Genomic DNA, 15,749 nt, shown 5'->3' on the forward strand with positions numbered 1-15,749 from the left:
TAATTGTGTATAATTATTAAAAGTTATAAGGTTGTTTTAAGAAATAAGTATGGTTGATTTAGAAAAAATAAAAAAAATTTTAAACATTATTAATTTGCTGGCTTCTGCAAGTGAAATTGACCAATTATTACAGTATATAATTGAAAATGCCACTTCTGTAATTGAAGCACAAGCTTCTTCTCTTCTTCTATTTGATGATTCAAAAAAGAATCTTTACTTTTATATTGCAACAGGGGAAAAAGGGGAAGAGGTTAAGAAAAAATTTGAATTAAAAAAAGGTCAAGGAATAGCAGGGTGGGTTGCACTATATGGTAAACCTTTAATTGTTAATAACCCTAAAGAAGATCAAAGGTTTTATTCAAAAATATCAGAAGAAGTAGGTTATGAAACTCGAAATATCCTTTGTACTCCTATGATTATTAAAAATGAAGTTATTGGTGTAATTGAACTTATAAATAAAATTAGTGGTGATTTTTCAGTAGAAGATCAGGAGATTTTACAGGCTTTTTCAAATCAGTGTGCTATACTTATAGAGAAAACTAAAGATGTTTCTAAATTACGAAATACAAATCGTTTTTTAAAATCGCAATTAGAAAAATTAAAACAAAAAAGAAAAATAATTGGTAATTCTGTTTTAATAAAAGATAAATTAAGACTTGCTGAAATGGTTGCAACTTCAGATTCAACAGTTTTATTACAGGGGGAATCTGGTACAGGTAAAGAACTTTTTGCAGAGCTTATTCATTCATTATCCAAAAGAAAAAACAATCCATTTGTTAAAGTTAATTGTGCAGCTATTCCTGAAAATTTGTTGGAATCAGAGCTATTTGGATACAAAAAAGGTGCATTTACAGGAGCTATAAAAGATACTCCTGGAAAAATTGAACTTGCAGATGGAGGAACTATATTTTTAGATGAAATAGGAGAAATGCCATTATCTATACAGGCGAAACTACTCAGGTTTCTTGAATCTAAAGAGATCCAACCTCTGGGGGGTTCTACTCCAAAAATAGTTAATGTGAGAATTATAGCTGCAACAAACAAAGATTTACCTAAAGAAGTTAAAGAAGGTAAGTTTAGAGAAGACCTCTATTATAGAATTAATGTTTTTCCTATTTATTTACCACCTTTAAGAGAAAGAAGGGAAGACATTGAAGTTTTAGCTAATTATTTTCTAAAAAAATATAATCATGAAACTAATAAAAAAATTAATGGTTTCAATCCTAAAGCAATGGAAATTTTAAAAAATTATCATTGGAGTGGGAATGTAAGGGAACTTGAAAATATTATTGAAAGAGCATGCGTTTTATGTGATAGTGATCAAATTGAACCTGAACATCTTGTTTTAAATAATTCCCTGTCTATGAATTTATTGAATAATAAATTTGAACAATTACCATTAAAAGATGCATTAAATAAATTTAAAAAAGAATATATAACTTTTATTTTAAATACTACAAATTGGAAACAAATTTCAGCAGCCAGGATATTAAAAATCCAAAGAACATATCTGTCTCGTCTTATTAAAGAATTAGATATTAATAAATATTAATATCTTTATCATATTTCAATTTATTAATACCCTTTTCTAATAAATCAAATTTTTTAATATTTGGTTCTCTTTCATAATGTATGGATATTTATTCTAAATCTTCTGTAATTTAATAATATTTTTAATTTAAGATAATTATTATCGTTATAACCATATCCTTTTTTTTTTTTCTATCTTCTTTGCAAACCTTGTTAAATATATTATTTATATTTTGTTATTTTATTAAAAAGTTACTATAAATAAAGGATCTAAATAAAAATCATTTAAATAAAAAAATTTATATATAATAATCTCTATTAAGTTATAATTACTCCATACATTAATTTTATTTTATAGTTCTTTAACAATTTTGTAATTTTAGTTTAATTAATATATATTTTATTGATTTAATTAAAATTTTTAGTAATATCCAATTCAGAAGGTGAAAAAACTGTTTATTCTAAAACTAGATTGAGGAGATATTTGTGAGTAAAATTAAAAAACCTGTAAGAGAAGGATATCATACTAATTATGATTATTATGCTGATTTGCTTATTTATTATTTAAAAACTAATGTTTTTCTTTATACTTCAATAATTTTAATAATTATTTTAATAGCAGGTGGGATTTTATATTTTAATTATGATTTAAAAAAGAAAAATGAAGAATCCACAAAACTTTTAGAAAAAACTTCTGATAAATTGACATTATTTATTAACCATTATACAAAAATGGATAATTATGAAGAAACTAAAAATAATTTAATTAAAGAATTAAAACCAATAGCTAAAAAATATTTTAAAACTACAAATGGTAAAAGAGCAACTTACTATTTAGGATTAATTAATTTTATTGACAAAAAATATAATAAGTCTTATGAATATTTATCAAAGTTAATAAAATACAAAAAATTTTATCTTACTCCATTTGCATATTATGGTTCAATAATTTCATTATCAAAAATGAATAAACAAGAAGAAGCTATTACTCTTGCAAATAAATTTTATAACAAATACAAAAAAACAGATTATGGTGCTGAAGCAACTTATATTTTAGGTGTATTATATGAAATTAAGGGTAATTATGATGAAGCTATAAAATATTATAAAATATTAGAAAAAGATTATTCAAAATCTTCTTTATTAACTAACAATTTTATCAAAAATAGTATTTACTATACTGAAGCATTACATGAAAAAAAATTAGAAGATAATGATACAAATAATAATAACAAAGATAAGTAAAGTAATTATTAAAATTAATTTTTGATTTATTCTAATTTTAAATTATAATTAATTTTGGAAACTAAAAAAAGTATAGGATGTGAAAATGGGGGGTCCTAAGTTAAAAAAAGGTAATGTAAAAAAATATATTTTTACATTAATTAGTGGTTTGTTAATTTCATTTTTTATTATTCTTTTTAATGGAATAATGTTTTCTAATTGGGATAAGCATGCAGTATTTGATAGTTTTTTAAACTTTAAAATTCCAGGTAGTCCACCAAAAGATGTAGTTGGACAGGCTACAGTAACAAAAGATAATCCAGATGTTAGTAAGAATATTGTTATTATAGGGGTTGACAAAAGAACTTTAGAACCATCTAAATTGGGGCGTTTCCCATTTCCTAGAGAGTATTATATTCCTTATTTTAATAATTTTCTGGATGATAACAATAAATCATATCCAGCGGGGATTTTGTTCGATATTGCTTTTCTATCAAAAAAAGAAGAAGAGAAAGAAATTGATGAGAAACTTGCTCAAGTTATAAAATTGAATGATAATGTTGCAATGGAGTATTATTTAGAAACATCTCCACCTGAATATGAACCAAATCAAACTAAGTTAAAAGATACTGAATATATTGTAAAAAATTATACTTTACCGATAAATAAAATTAAGATATATGGTAAACCTATTACTAAGGAATATCTTGATAAATTCAATCAAATCTGGAAAGATCTCCTTCCTACTACTGAACCATTTAATAAAGCAGCTAAAGTTTTAGGTGCTCCCTCTTTTGTTCAAGATTCTGATAAAAAAAATAGAAGAATCCCATTAATTTATATTTATCAAAATAGAGTACATTTTAATATTGTCTTTCAGTTAATTATGCATTATTATGGTGTGACAATGAAAGATATTGATATAGACCTTGGTAGATATATTACAATCAATAATATTAGAAAAAATTCTAAAGTAAAAACATTGAAAATTCCTGTTTCTATTCGTGGAGAAATGTTGATTGATTTTGTAGGAAATGCAGGTCAATTATGGAAAGTAAGGTCTTTTTATGATGTATATAAAAAAAGAATACCTCCTAAGTTTTTTAAGGATAAGTATGTATTTACAGGTATTTATACAAGAGGTGTTGCTAGCGATGTACTATTTACTCCGGTTGGATTAATGTATGGGGTAGAATATATTGCTTTAGCTTTTAATCAATTAATTAACCAACAGTTCTATAATTTTTTAAATACAGGTATATCTTATTTGATAATAATTTTTATAGCATTTTTAATGGTTTATTTATTTTCGCGATTACCTATAATACAAACATATGGATTGATGTTTTTATCGATTCTGATCTACACATTAATAGCTTATTTTGCTTTTACAAAAAAACTTATAATACCATATACTTCTGTTATTTTTACTATTTTTATTTCACTTGTTACAATGATAGTTTATAGGATATTTACAGAAGAAAAAGAGAAGAGATTTATCCGTGCTACTTTTTCTAACTTTGTTTCTAAAGTTGTTGTAGATGAATTATTAAAGCATCCTGAAATGATAAAACTGGGGGGTGAAAAAAAACTTATAACAGTTTTATTTTCAGATATTAGAAGTTTTACAACGATTTCTGAAAGATTATCTCCAGAAGATACAGTACAGGTTTTAAATGGTTATTTATCTATAATGACAGATATAATTTTTAAGTATCATGGTACACTTGATAAATATGTTGGTGATGAAATAATGGCATTTTGGGGTGCTCCTGTTCCTCAGGAAGACCATGCATTATTAAGTTGTTTTACTGCTCTGGAGATGATGGAAAAATTACATGAATTTAACAAAAATATGCCTGAAGATAGAAGGTTGAATATAGGAATTGGAATTAATACAGGTGAAGCTATTGTAGGAAATATGGGATCAACTTCAAGAATGGATTATACCTTAGTTGGAGATCATGTTAACACTGGAGCAAGATTAGAAGGCACTAATAAAGTATATGGAACTAATATAATCATTTCTGAATATACTTATAAATATGTTAAAGATTTTGTTGTTGTTAGATTACTTGATCGAATTAGAGTAAAAGGAAAATCAATACCAATACATATTTATGAATTATTAGATATAAAAGAAAATGTTGATAAAGAAAAGATTTTAAAGAAATATGGCAAATAAAAACAGAAATCCTTTTCAAAACAAAACAAAGACAAAAACTAAATATAAAACTTCTTCTTTCAAAATTTCACATGGTGATTTATATTTATGCCCATCCTGTAACAATTATATTAAATATGAAACATTTTATAGTAATTATAAAATTTGTCCTCAATGTGGTTATAAAGAGAGGATAAATTCAGATGATTTTATCTATTATTATTTTGATTTTTTTGATGAAACTCAATATCAATATTTTAGTTCTGACCCATTAAAATTTTCTGATTCAAAGGGGAAATATAAAGATAGACTTTTAAAATTAAAAGAGAAATATAGAAAAAATGATGCTATTGTTTCAGGAAAAGCTTTTATTAAAGATATCGACTTTTATGCAGCATTAATGGATTTTAGAATTTTTGGAGGTTCATTAAATATAGTAGTAGGTAAAATTTTAGTAGATACTATTCATGCTGCAATATATGAGAAATTACCACTTTTAATTGTTTCTCAATCTGGTGGTGCTAGAATGCATGAAGGATTATTCTCTCTAATGCAAATGGCAAAAGTTCAAGCTGCTTTATCAACTTTATCAGATCTTAATTTACCTTACATATCTTTTATGTTAGATCCAACTACAGGTGGTGTTGCTGCATCTTATGCTATGGTAGGAGATATTAACATAGCAGAAAAAGGTGCAATTATTGGGTTTGCAGGCAGAAGAGTAATTGAACAAAATCTAGGAGAAAAATTACCGGATGATTTTCAGACTTCTGAATTTCAGTTAAAACATGGATTTATTGATATTGTAGTTAAAAGAGATGATATTAAAAAAACTTTATATAAAGTAATAAAATTTTTCCATAACTAGAATAATTACTTGATATTATTAACATTAATTTAAAAAAAATAAAAAATTATAGAGTAGTAAAAATTTTTAGTATTAAAATTTAAAATAAGTTTATACTATAATTTTATTTTAAAAATTCTATTTTAAAAAATTATTAAAAAAAATAAAACAACAATAAAATGAAAAACAAAATATTTCTTTTTAAAACACATTATTTTATATTTATTGTATTTATTCTCATTCTTGGAATTTTGTTTAATAGTTGTGGTATTCCATCTCCTTATCTTTCATTAAAAAATATATCAATTCAAACTAAAGATCTTCCTTATTCATTTACATTTTTATGTCAAAATACTGAAACCTATTTCAAAGGTTATAATTTTTATTATAAAGTAGAAGGGGAAATTACTGAACATCCTTGTACTATTAAATATGGAGATCCAGCAATAATTTCAGATAATAATGATCCATTACTTCCTATAAATGATAATACTTCATTTTTTCAGAATTCACAAATAATAAAAGTTTATTTAGCACCAACAATTGCTCCAACATCACTTAATGTTGATGTAATTACAAATAATCCACTGGAAGTTATATTATATGATGTAGATGGTTATCCATTTGATCAACTTCCTTATACTGGTAAAAAGGTTACTTTTATAATACGTCCCTATGGTTTGGATTTAAACAATAATCCTATACCTTTTAATGATTCTTCTTCAAACAAAATAGAGGTTACATTTTAATAATTTTACAGTTATATTAATTTGCTTATAATTTTATATTTATTTTATTTATAAATATGTTATATCGTTAATTGGTGGTAATAAAGCAATAATAATACAAATTATGCAAATTATAGTTTTCTTTTGTTTAAAATATTGGTTATTTTTAAAAAAGGGTTTAATATGAAGGAATTATTAAATGATCCATTTATTAAATTGTTTTTTCAACAATTATTTTATATCTTTATTGGATTATTTTCTGCATTTTATTTTTATTTTATTTTGAAGAAAAGATTTCTTGGTAATTTTTGGTTGGGATGGTTAATAGGAATAATCGGAGCAGTTTTAGGTGCATTCTTTTTAAATGAAATTGTAAAATTCCTTATCCAATTTCCATTAGGTATAAACAGTATAGCAACCTTAGCGGGATCAATAACCCTTTTATGGTTGTATACAGTAGTGACAAAAAGTTCCAATGAATAATAATAACAACTTTTCATAATAAATAACTTAATGGAGTAGATTATGCCAACATATGAGTATGAATGCAAAGATTGTGGAAATGTTTTTGAAGTTTTTAAAAGTATTACTGATAACTCTATACCAGCATGTCCTAAATGTAATTCAAAAAATATAATTAAATTGATAGGTTCAGGTGCTGGGATAATATTTAAAGGTTCAGGTTTTTATGTAACTGATTATAAAAAAAACAATTCAAAATCTAATTTATCAAGTCCATCTAATAAAAAAAATAACAATAAATAAAAAAACATTAATTAGAATTTATTTATTTAAATATTTTAAATTATTTCATTTTTATATTTGTTCCTAATCTTGATTCAAAAAATATTATTTTATATATTATACAATTCATTATTGAAAACAATTATAATGTCCCATTTTAATTACACCTGTTTTTATTTAATACTTTTTTAAAATAACTAATTTTCATTCTATATATTTAATCTATTTGACAAAATGATCAAATATTATTCTCTATTCAAAAATTTATAAATATTTTATTTTTTTTAAATTGAAGTTGAGGCAATTGTGTTAATTCATTAAAAAAATAAAAAGAAATTTAATATTTATATTTTTAATAAAAACTAAATTAGTAATGAATTTTATATCTCTTTTTTATTTTTAAATCATGATATAAACAAAAGTGTGTAAAAGAGAGAATAAGTTTGCTTAAAGCAAGTAAATAAAAAAAAATATTGCCTCCCGAATAGGAAGGAAGAAGCACTTTTTTATTTTGAACAATTTAAAATAAAATGGGGAAGGAAGTATAAGAAGTTAGTTAATGATTTAGAAGAAGTATTGGAATATATGTTAACATTTTATGAATTTCGGTGAAAGCATAAGGAAACAGATCTATACGACAAACTGGATAGAGAGATTAAAGGAAGAAGTAAGGAAAAGAATAAAAGGGAAGAATAGTTTTCCAACAGTTGAATCAGCAGAAAAACTTTTATTTTTAATATTAAAAGATTATGAAAATAGATGGGAAGAAAGAATGTTAAGGGGGTTTAGTCAGGCAAAATATGAGTTTGACTAAATGCTAAAAAAAAATTTATGGTTAATGTCAATATTTTCAGAAGGGCACGCGAAATTAGTTATAATTCAGGTAATTTAGCTAATTTACACATTTTTATTGACATAACCTTTTAAATAAATTATATATTTTGTTTTATTTAAAGGTTAAGTAACTATTTTGAAACTAAAAATATTTATAAATATTAAAGAGGTTAAAAATATAATAAAGTGTACAAATTTTAGTATAATGTATTATAAATTGCAACTATTGATATTTTTTGATTATTATTTTAGTATAAATTAATTGTTATGAATAATTGTATTTTAATTATTTTTGTGTTATAATTTATAATACATTAAGATTATTATTAAGTATTGCGTTAGAAAAAATATTATTTCAGCACCTTAGTAGAAAATTAAAAGAGATATAAATAATTGTATATTTATAAATAATTGTATATTTTTGATTGGTTTAAATATCAATTATTTTCTCAATTGTTTTCAATATTATTGATTATTATAATAGTAATAGTAAATTGATTGTATAAGTGATTTTAAGCATAAAATTTTATTATATGTTATGTATTAAACAACAAATAGTAACAATTACAATATTTATTATCATGGATATTATAGAAATGCTAACAGGTTTTTATGTAATTTATTTATATAAGTGATGTATAATTTGATTAAATTATTGGTAAAAAAATTTAAAATGAAAAGAAAAAAAAAGAAAAAATGAATTAAGCAATTTCCCATAATATATATTATGTTTACTATAATAAATAAAATCTTTTTTTTGATTTGCTCTTTATGTTTGCTTTATGCTATTTTTAATAATATTAGAAATGTTTTGAAAATTATGTTATATGTTTTTTTTATTATGAAATTTTGTATAAATAGTATAAAAAGATTGTTTTAAGATCATTTTTCAATTGAAGTGAATTTAGAAAATAAAATTTTGTTTAGAAATTGAAAAAAAATTTAAAAAAGATATAAAATAATATTTTTCTTTAAATTATTTTTATATTAAATATTTTTTATTTATTATCCCTTTTTAAATAAAAATGTCCATTAAATTCATTTATTAATTGTTCCAATTTGATTATATATTCCTGAGAAAAAGGGATTGTTTTCCAATTGATTTTAGAATCAAATAATTTTAAATTATTATTTAAAGAGTATGCAATAGATTCATTTTTCTTGTATTCTGTCATGTCCCCAGTTAAAAAGAATATTTTAGACAATAGAAAATATGAAATATCTTCTCTATATTTATAAATTCTAGAATATACTAAATATTTTAATGCTTTTTGAAAATTACCACTAAAAAAATAGTAATACCCTATTCTAAAATATGCTTTACCATATATTGAATAACCTTCTGGTAAAATATTTATAAGAGAATAAATATTTCTATTATAATATTTGAAGTTAAAATCTTTTTTTAGAATTTTAAAATTATAATCTAAAAAAAGCATATACTTTTTTAAATAGAAAAGAGTTTCTGAAATATCATAATATAAATAGATCTCAAATTCTTTTATTTCAAAATTATTTTTGTATTTTTCTGCTAATCCAAAATAGTAGATTGAAAGATCATACAATTGTTTTTCTTTGTAAATTTTTCCTAACATATAATAAACTTCAGGATAGTCTATTTTTTTTTGTAAAGCTTTATTATAATAAATTATAGCATTTGAATAATCTTTTAAATAGTAGTATTTATCACCTTGTATTTTGTCAATCCAGGATGTATCAGGATTGTTTTCATTATTAGCATTGTTGTCCTGAGCCAAAATAGAATTTACAAAAGAAGGTATGAAAAAAAATGATAACATAATAATTAAAAGTGCAATTAATTTTAATGTGTATAATTTTTTATCATTAATTTTATAATTTTTCATACTTTATTAATTTAATAGATTAATTTTTTTTTAAAAGATATTTTTTTTTAATTAGATATTAATTTTTTCAAATTTAAAAATAGAATTACCATTAAAATATTGATTGTTTAAATAATAATCAGAGAATTTTAATGTGTTTATGTAAAAATTATTTACAAACATATTACAATCTTTATTTATATTGTATGAAGTTTTGTTATTGATTAGTTTAGATAATATAGATTTTGTTTTGTTTTTATTAAGAGTGAAATTTACAGGTACTTTAATTATCTGACCTGTATAAATTAAGTTTGGGTTGTTAAATGCATTTAGAACATAAATTGTATGTGCTGTAGTATTATATTTGATAGCTATTTTCCATAAAGTGTCACCCCATTTTACTTTATAATTGATAGTTTTTACATTTTTAAATTGCTGCAACAAAATATTATGATATCTTTGAATATTTCTTGATGTAATAATATTTGTTGAAGATTTAGTTGTGATTTCTTCAGTTGACTTAGTAGCTACTTCTTTAGTGGTTGTTTTATTATTTGTTTCAACAGCAGGTTTAACTTCTTTTTTTTCTTCTATAATAGTAGAAGATTCAGTTTTTTCTTTATTAAGAACTATATTTTGATATGATTCATCAGCTTCACTTTTTGCTTCAATAGCTGGAACTTCTTGATAGATATCAATAAATTTAAGTTCATAATTAGAAGATATGTTTTTAATGTTTTTAGATGAATATGTGAATCTATTAAAAATTAAAACAGATGTTACCATTAGGACTAACAATAAAAATATTAAAAAAAACATTAAAAAATTATTTTTTTTAACATGATTTTTATTATAATCCAGTTTTTCATTATAAGATGTCATATTTTTGCTCCTTAATATAGCATCAAAAAATAGTTATAATTTTATTTCTTTTCGCCTTAATATGTTTATTGATAAATAAAATTGTGTTAATAAAATTAAGCAACAATTACAATAATCTATTACTTGCGATATTACAAAAAAAATAGTATAAAAAAACATAACATGTTATTGGAAAATAATAAAAAAATATAAAAATTAATAATATTAATAGGGAGGTAAAAATACACAGGTGTATATAAAAGAAACAAGATTAGGAGAAAAATTGCATGATTATTATGTTAAATAATAAACGAAACAATTTTGTTAAATCTTTATTCTTTTAAAGGTTAAATTCTTTTTTTTATGTTTTAGATTACTAAATAATAAAATGATAATATTTTATTAATCAAATTTTTAAAGGATATATATAATAAATAATTAAGTTATATATTGAAAATTAAAGAGTATAAAATAATTATTAAAAAGAAAACTATTGAATAGTAAAAATATAAAATAATTGTTAAAATAAAAGTAATAATCTGGTATAAAAAATTAGTATTATATTTAAATGTCAGTTTATTTAAGTAATTTTATTAAAATAATTGTTTTTAGTGTATCAATTGTTTTTATTTTATATAGTATCTTTTAACTCTTTTACTAACCCAGCATGTTACTTCATAGGGAATAGTATTTATTTTCCAGGCAAGATCAGACGCAGTATAATTATTTTGATCAAAAATAAATACTTCAGTTCCTATTGGATAAAAATCATCACCTAAATCTATTAAAAATTGATCCATGCAAACTCTACCTGCTATTGGATAGAATTTCCCATTGATAATAACATTATGGTTGTTAGATAATAATCTATTTATCCCATCTGCATAACCTGCTGGAATTGTTGCAATATAAGTATCTTTTTCTGTAAAGTAAGTTCTTCCATAAGAAATTGATGTACCTTTTTTTACTCTTTTAATAAAATATATTTCAGATCTTAATGCCATAGCTGGTTTTAATTTAATTGATTCAGAAGTTTCTTTTGAAGGATAATGACCATAAATCATTATTCCAGGCCTAACCATATCAAAATAGCTTTCTGGAATATCAAGAATAGCTCCGCTATTTGCAACATGTTTTATTTTTATAAATATATTGTTTTCTTCTAACTCTTTTATTACATTTTTAAAAATATCTATTTGTTTATAGGTGAATGTTTTATCTTTTTCATCAGAAATCGGAAAATGGGAGAGTAATCCTTCTAATTCTAAATATTTATATTTAAGGATATGTCTTGCAATATCAATAGTTTCTTCAGGTTTACACCCTATTCTTCCCATTCCTGTATCTATTTTAATATGTATTTTGGTTTTAATTTGTAATTTTTCTGCTTCTTTACCAATTGCATTAACAAGTTCTTTATTTGCAACTGTTAAAGTTAAATTATTTTTTATAGCTTTTGTAGCTTCATCTTCCATAATTAAACTAAAAAGCATTATTGGTAATTTAATTCCATTTTCTCTTAACTCAATACCCTCATCAACTGTAGCAACACCAAAATAATCTACAAGTTTTTCATTTTCCAGCATTTTAGAAACTTCAACAGCTCCATGGCCATAAGCATCAGCTTTAACAGCAGGACAAATTTTTACCCTATTTCCTACTTTATTTCTAATTTTAATAATATTTTGCTTTATCGCATTTAAATCAATAATTGCTGCTGTTCTTCTTTTTCCTTTGAAGTCAATGTTATAAAGATTATTTGTCATTGATGTATCCTCCTAAGTTTCCAAATTTATTTTTGATTTTAGGAAATTTAAAAAAGGAGAAACTTTCTTTTTTTCTATCTCAATCTTAAAGTGGACTTTATCAAGATATTTTTCTTCTAAAATTGTTCCTCCTACTTGTCGTACACTATATTTAACAAAATTAATATCATGATATTTAATTATAATTTTTATAATTTGAGTTTCTTTATATTCAATAATTGAATTGTTTTCTAATGCTTTTAATAAACTTTCTGAATATGCTTTAATTAATCCCCCTATTCCAAGTTTAATACCTCCAAAATATCTAGTAACTACTACTGCAATATTAACTAAATTTTTTTTTTCAATAATATTGAAAATAGGATATCCAGCAGATTTTGCAGGTTCTCTATCATCTGAATAATAAAATTTAATAGTTCCATTTTCAAAAACTCTGTATGCAGGAACATTATGAGTAGCATTACTATATTTATTTTTTATTTTTTGAATAAATTCCTTTGCATCACTTTCTGAAAAAACCTTTTTAATATTACAGATAAATTTTGATTTTTTTACTGTTATTTCACTTATGGAATCTTTAGAAATCGTATAAATTTTTTTATTTTCATTAGTCATCTTAAAGAAAATCCTTCTTATATATCTTCTTTATACTTTTAAAAATTTTTATTCATTTGTAATTATTATGATTATTTTTTTTTAATATTTTTATTTTATAATTACATCTGAAGCTTTAATTAGTCTATTGTTTAATGATATACCAAATCCCCTATTATCAGGTTTTTGTAAAAATATATGTTTTATCTTTTTTTTATCACTTAATCTAAAAATGTAATATAAATATGAAGCATAAGAATAAATATTATTAAATCCAATAATCAAGATAGAATTGCTATTTTTTTTGTTATACCTATTTTTATTAATATCTAAAAATGATTCAAATGAATTTATACTTTCGAAATATTTAATATTATATCCAGTTTTTATATGTGTTTTTATAAAATTAATTAAATTTTCTTTTTCTTTACTTAATATTAGAAATAAAACATCATTATTTTGTATTATTTCTTCTATTAAGTTTTTAATTTTATTGAATTGCTTTACTTTTAAATACTTAATATCAAAAAGAAAGGTTTTTGCATCTGGTTTATAATGAGTATATTTCATTCCAGGTGATTTAACTTGGATTAAATTATTTTTTAGATATTTTACCTCTAATCTTTTAGAAATGTTAACTTTTAAACTATTATCTTTTATATTATTAAATTTATTTAAAATATCAGAATTTTTTATTATTTTATCTAAATCTTCTTTTGTTATAAATCCGGGTCTTAAAATAACAATATTTTCTTCTGTTAGGTCTACAACTGTAGATTCAATTCCTATATTGGTTTTACCGCCATCAAGTATATAAGGTATATTTTCTTTAAAATCGTGATATACATCACTTGCAGTAGTTGCGCTTGGTTTTCCAGATAAATTTGCAGAAGGTGCAACAACAGGAGATTGAGTTAACTCTATTAGTTTCAGCGCAATGGGATTATCAGGCATTCTAACAGCAATTGTTTTTAATCCAGCAGTAGCTATTTTAGGAATATCAGGTTTTGCATTTAACACAAAACTAATTGGTCCTGGCCATAATTTTTTAGCAAGTATAAAGAATAAATATTTTTGAATTTCATCAGAAAATTCTACAAGTTTTTCAATCATTGTTAAGGAACTTATATGAGCAATTAATGGATTGTCTTGAGGTCTTCTCTTAACTTTAAATATCTTTTTTATCCCTCTTTCAGAAAAAATTGAAGCTCCAATTCCATAAACAGTTTCTGTAGGAAATGCTACTATACCATCATTATTTAATTCTTTTGAACATTTTTTTAGTTTTTCAATATCAGTAATAGTGAAATTATTAAAATTATCTATTTTTAAAATCATAACTTTTAAATTTAACCTTTTTAAAATTAAATTATCATTTTTTTGTTTATATCTTTTAGTTTAGAAATAATCAAATTTTATAATATTTAATAATATTCAAAAATTTATAAATATTTTTTTGTTGTTTTAAAATTAGTTTATATAAACTCTTTCTACATATTCATTAGCAGTAGTTAAAGCCAATAGTGCCCCATAATTCGGAATGAATTCTAAAAAATCACCTAATTTATATATTTTTTTAGATTTAGTAAGATCAATTTCCATATGATCAGATGAAGCTCCCAAAATTTTTATATCATTATCCAATGGTTTAAGTCCATCAATTATTACATCCTGTCTTCCAATGCTTAGAATTGCTCTTTTTTGTATTCCTTTATCTTCAAAATGAACAATTTCTCCAAAAGCATTTTGTCCTCTATTTCCTATTGGCATTGAGGGTTTATCTTTTAATTCAATAATTTCACTTTTCAATATAAAAGTATCCTGATACATCCCTTTAATTGGGTTTCTATTTAAAACATTTACACCAAGCAAAATTGATTCACCTAATCGAAAATTGTTAATTTGTTTTGATAATTTGTTATTTAAAAAATAAGGGATACCTGAGGAATTTATTCCAGAAATATATTTTATGTTTAAATGAAATTTATTGTTTATGTAATTTTTTAAATGAACTAGAAGATCCATATTTTGGTCTGAAGGTTCAACACCTCCATAACAGGCTAAATTAGTACCTATACCATAAATATACAAATATTTTAAAGGTGGTAAGTTTTTAAAGAAATTATCAATTTCTAGTTCCCATAATTTTTTATCAATTGATTTTGCATTTTTTGGTATAATCCCTTCTCTAAGGTCACCAAGGTCTATCATTATGATAATACCATATTTTTTGTTAATTATAGATGCAATTTTTTCCATTTCAATAATAGTTTTAATTTCTGAAACTAGTGAAATATCAGAATTTTCTATAATGTATGGTAACTCTGAAAGAGATGGTATTCTAAGATTCATTAAAGGTATTTTTTTCCCTTGTTTTATTTTTTCAATATAAAAGTTATAGTTTTTTATTTTTTTTAAGTTTTGCCATCTTGAATCTGCAAGTCCATAAACTCCATTTTTAATGAAAGTTTCAGCTATTTTTTTATCAGCACATACAACTTTTGTGACAGCAAATAATTGACCACCATGTCTAACAATCTTTTCATTTAAAAAATTAATATTATGAGCAATTTTTTTAAGATTGATTTCAAGAATTGAACTCATATTGATCCT

General features: G+C 22.6%; 14 protein-coding genes. 8 read left to right on the forward strand and 6 right to left on the reverse strand.

The window, feature by feature from the left end; all coding sequences use genetic code 11:
• The first annotated feature begins 49 nt into the window (after window positions 1-49).
• The 8 genes from ACZ5EC_RS03080 to ACZ5EC_RS03115 all read left to right on the forward strand — a co-directional run bounded on the left by ACZ5EC_RS03080 (window position 50) and on the right by ACZ5EC_RS03115 (window position 8,051).
• A complete protein-coding gene (locus ACZ5EC_RS03080; protein ID WP_464303499.1) occupies window positions 50-1,552 on the forward strand; it encodes a sigma-54-dependent Fis family transcriptional regulator in 1,503 nt (500 codons plus the stop codon).
• Window positions 1,553-2,016: 464 nt separating this feature from the next.
• Complete coding sequence (locus ACZ5EC_RS03085) at window positions 2,017-2,775, forward strand: tetratricopeptide repeat protein (protein WP_464303500.1); 759 nt, start codon at window positions 2,017-2,019, stop codon at window positions 2,773-2,775.
• 85 nt (window positions 2,776-2,860) lie between these two features.
• Window positions 2,861-4,939 (forward strand): CHASE2 domain-containing protein, encoded by a 2,079-nt coding sequence (locus tag ACZ5EC_RS03090; protein ID WP_464303501.1) that lies wholly within the window; start codon window positions 2,861-2,863, stop codon window positions 4,937-4,939.
• Window positions 4,929-5,786, forward strand: coding sequence for an acetyl-CoA carboxylase carboxyltransferase subunit beta (locus tag ACZ5EC_RS03095; protein WP_464303502.1), 858 nt, complete (start codon window positions 4,929-4,931; stop codon window positions 5,784-5,786). Before ACZ5EC_RS03090 ends, ACZ5EC_RS03095 begins: the two co-directional genes overlap by 11 nt.
• A 158-nt stretch (window positions 5,787-5,944) precedes the next feature.
• Entirely contained in the window at window positions 5,945-6,514 is a 570-nt protein-coding gene (locus ACZ5EC_RS03100) for a hypothetical protein (RefSeq protein WP_464303503.1), read from the forward strand.
• Between the two features lie 162 nt (window positions 6,515-6,676).
• Window positions 6,677-6,976 carry a hypothetical protein gene (locus ACZ5EC_RS03105; RefSeq protein ID WP_464303504.1) on the forward strand — a complete coding sequence of 100 codons (300 nt, stop codon included), beginning with the start codon at window positions 6,677-6,679 and terminating at the stop codon, window positions 6,974-6,976.
• Window positions 6,977-7,018: 42 nt separating this feature from the next.
• Window positions 7,019-7,258: an FmdB family zinc ribbon protein gene (locus ACZ5EC_RS03110; protein WP_464303505.1), complete on the forward strand. Its 240-nt coding sequence runs from the start codon at window positions 7,019-7,021 to the stop codon at window positions 7,256-7,258.
• A 577-nt stretch (window positions 7,259-7,835) separates the two neighbouring features.
• A complete protein-coding gene (locus tag ACZ5EC_RS03115) occupies window positions 7,836-8,051 on the forward strand; it encodes a transposase (RefSeq protein ID WP_464303506.1) in 216 nt (71 codons plus the stop codon).
• A 1,018-nt stretch (window positions 8,052-9,069) separates the two neighbouring features.
• Here ACZ5EC_RS03115 and ACZ5EC_RS03120 read toward each other — a convergent pair.
• The 6 genes from ACZ5EC_RS03120 to ACZ5EC_RS03145 form a co-directional block, all read right to left on the reverse strand.
• A complete protein-coding gene (locus ACZ5EC_RS03120; RefSeq protein ID WP_464303507.1) occupies window positions 9,070-9,936 on the reverse strand; it encodes a tetratricopeptide repeat protein in 867 nt (288 codons plus the stop codon).
• Window positions 9,937-9,987: 51 nt separating this feature from the next.
• Window positions 9,988-10,797 carry a LysM peptidoglycan-binding domain-containing protein gene (locus ACZ5EC_RS03125; RefSeq protein ID WP_464303508.1) on the reverse strand — a complete coding sequence of 270 codons (810 nt, stop codon included), beginning with the start codon at window positions 10,795-10,797 and terminating at the stop codon, window positions 9,988-9,990.
• Window positions 10,798-11,402: 605 nt separating this feature from the next.
• On the reverse strand, window positions 11,403-12,542 hold the full coding sequence (gene alr / locus ACZ5EC_RS03130; protein WP_464303509.1) for an alanine racemase: 1,140 nt from the start codon (window positions 12,540-12,542) through the stop codon (window positions 11,403-11,405).
• 12 nt (window positions 12,543-12,554) lie between these two features.
• Window positions 12,555-13,157: a YigZ family protein gene (locus ACZ5EC_RS03135; RefSeq protein ID WP_464303510.1), complete on the reverse strand. Its 603-nt coding sequence runs from the start codon at window positions 13,155-13,157 to the stop codon at window positions 12,555-12,557.
• A 90-nt stretch (window positions 13,158-13,247) separates the two neighbouring features.
• Window positions 13,248-14,474: an L-threonylcarbamoyladenylate synthase gene (locus ACZ5EC_RS03140; RefSeq protein WP_464303511.1), complete on the reverse strand. Its 1,227-nt coding sequence runs from the start codon at window positions 14,472-14,474 to the stop codon at window positions 13,248-13,250.
• Between the two features lie 132 nt (window positions 14,475-14,606).
• Window positions 14,607-15,740, reverse strand: coding sequence for an alanine/ornithine racemase family PLP-dependent enzyme (locus tag ACZ5EC_RS03145; RefSeq protein ID WP_464303512.1), 1,134 nt, complete (start codon window positions 15,738-15,740; stop codon window positions 14,607-14,609).
• Window positions 15,741-15,749 lie beyond the last annotated feature (9 nt).

It is taken from the genome of Exilispira thermophila, assembly GCF_055389015.1.

Bases quoted from the DNA above. Each gene is read 5' to 3' on its own strand.
- ACZ5EC_RS03140 (WP_464303511.1), bottom strand. From the start codon at position 14,474: ATGATTTTAAAAATAGATAATTTTAATAATTTCACTATTACTGATATT.
- ACZ5EC_RS03125 (WP_464303508.1), bottom strand. From the start codon at position 10,797: ATGACATCTTATAATGAAAAACTGGATTATAATAAAAATCATGTTAAA.
- ACZ5EC_RS03105 (WP_464303504.1), top strand. From the start codon at position 6,677: ATGAAGGAATTATTAAATGATCCATTTATTAAATTGTTTTTTCAACAA.
- ACZ5EC_RS03135 (WP_464303510.1), bottom strand. From the start codon at position 13,157: ATGACTAATGAAAATAAAAAAATTTATACGATTTCTAAAGATTCCATA.
- ACZ5EC_RS03115 (WP_464303506.1), top strand. From the start codon at position 7,836: ATGAATTTCGGTGAAAGCATAAGGAAACAGATCTATACGACAAACTGG.
- ACZ5EC_RS03080 (WP_464303499.1), top strand. From the start codon at position 50: ATGGTTGATTTAGAAAAAATAAAAAAAATTTTAAACATTATTAATTTG.
- ACZ5EC_RS03110 (WP_464303505.1), top strand. From the start codon at position 7,019: ATGCCAACATATGAGTATGAATGCAAAGATTGTGGAAATGTTTTTGAA.
- ACZ5EC_RS03100 (WP_464303503.1), top strand. From the start codon at position 5,945: ATGAAAAACAAAATATTTCTTTTTAAAACACATTATTTTATATTTATT.
- alr (WP_464303509.1), bottom strand. From the start codon at position 12,542: ATGACAAATAATCTTTATAACATTGACTTCAAAGGAAAAAGAAGAACA.
- ACZ5EC_RS03090 (WP_464303501.1), top strand. From the start codon at position 2,861: ATGGGGGGTCCTAAGTTAAAAAAAGGTAATGTAAAAAAATATATTTTT.
- ACZ5EC_RS03145 (WP_464303512.1), bottom strand. From the start codon at position 15,740: ATGAGTTCAATTCTTGAAATCAATCTTAAAAAAATTGCTCATAATATT.
- ACZ5EC_RS03120 (WP_464303507.1), bottom strand. From the start codon at position 9,936: ATGAAAAATTATAAAATTAATGATAAAAAATTATACACATTAAAATTA.
- ACZ5EC_RS03095 (WP_464303502.1), top strand. From the start codon at position 4,929: ATGGCAAATAAAAACAGAAATCCTTTTCAAAACAAAACAAAGACAAAA.